A 1317-nucleotide genomic window follows, 5' to 3' on the forward strand; every position below is an offset into this window, starting at 1 on the left:
CGGCGCCGACCACGACCGCGATGCCCATCAGGCCCCACATGGCGCCGTTGAACGCGGACTCGACGTACTTGGCCGACGCGCCACCCGCCGCCGGTACCGATCTCTGTCTTGTACGTCGCCACGGACGTTCCTCCTCCGGTGAGCGCGAACGGGTGTCGTCACCCGCCCCCGGATCGCACCAGGACCGCGTCACCACCGGTGCGGCTCGGCCGCGGATCAGACCTCGGGGTGAACCACACCACCCGGCCGTGTGTCGGGGTCGTCGCCGTCCGTTCCCGCCGGCAGGGCCGTTCGGGTGAGCTCGCGACGCCCGGTCAGACCAGCGCCTCGTCCGCGAGGCGGAACCACTCCCGCACCCCGTCGAGCTGCTCCTCCAGCCAGGTGGCGACGTCGGCGGCGAGGTCGAGCGCGCGGGGCGTGCGGACCTGCGCGGCGAGGTGTTCGACGAGGGTCTGGATGCGCCGCACGGGCGGCGGGTGGTTGCCGGCGAACGGGACGGTGAGGCCGAGCTCGTCGGCGAGCCGGTCGGTGACCTCGTGCAGGAACAGCACCAGCAGCACCGCGCCGACCAGGCACGGCTCGTACGCCTCCAGTTCCCGCGCGCCCAGCCCGTCCAGGGTGTGCAGCATGATCGAGGCGGCGAGCCGGTCGGCCTCGTGCTCGCGCGGCCAGCCGACCGACCGGGCGACGAGCGCCCCCACCGGGGTGCCGGCGTCGATGCGGCGACGGGCGTGCCGCAGGTGCCCGGCCAGCAGGTGCGACACCTCGTGGGCCAGGACGAACTGGGTCGCCCGCCGGGCCATCAGCGACACCAGCGCGGCGCGCTGCCCGGACAGCTCGGGCAGCCGCCACGCCCGACCGGCCCCGTTGCCGTACAGGTGGGCGTTGAACGCCTCGGCCAGCACGTAGGACGTCTGGTCCGGGGTGAGCAGCGGCGGGCTGCCGTAGGTGGGCAGCGCCCCGGTCATGGTCTTGAGCACGGCGTCGAGCAGGTCCAGCAGCGAGGTGTCGACCAGGACCAGCACGCCCCGGCCGGGGACGGGGACGCTGAGCGCGTCGAGGGTGCCGGTGGGGAACACCCCGGCCAGCACGGGGGTGGTGGTGTCGTGGCCGGCGGCGCGGGCCAGGTGCAGCACCTCGGGTTGCAGGGCGTCGAGGGTGCGTTGCTGCTCGTGCAGGTGGGAGGGCAGGTAGGCGGCGGTGTGCCGCCGCGCGTCGACCAGCCGGGAGAGCCTGCCCGGCGCCGGGTCGGCGGCCACCCTGGTCCAGGTGTGGTAGCGCCCGGCGGTGTCCGTGGGCGGCGACCCGGGGTCGAGC

At 75.1% G+C, this 1317-nt stretch carries 1 protein-coding gene and 1 pseudogene; both read right to left on the reverse strand.

Annotated features, from left to right (window positions below; genetic code table 11):
* Positions 1-193: pseudogene (locus tag AB0G02_RS40675) on the reverse strand (hypothetical protein); the annotation flags it as partial.
* A gap of 121 nt (positions 194-314) precedes the next feature.
* On the reverse strand, positions 315-1317 hold a 1003-nt coding region (locus AB0G02_RS40680; protein ID WP_360806021.1), incomplete at its 5' end, for a hypothetical protein.

Origin of the sequence: Actinosynnema sp. NPDC023658, assembly GCF_040639995.1 — a bacterium.
Taxonomy (GTDB): Bacteria; Actinomycetota; Actinomycetes; order Mycobacteriales; family Pseudonocardiaceae; genus Actinosynnema.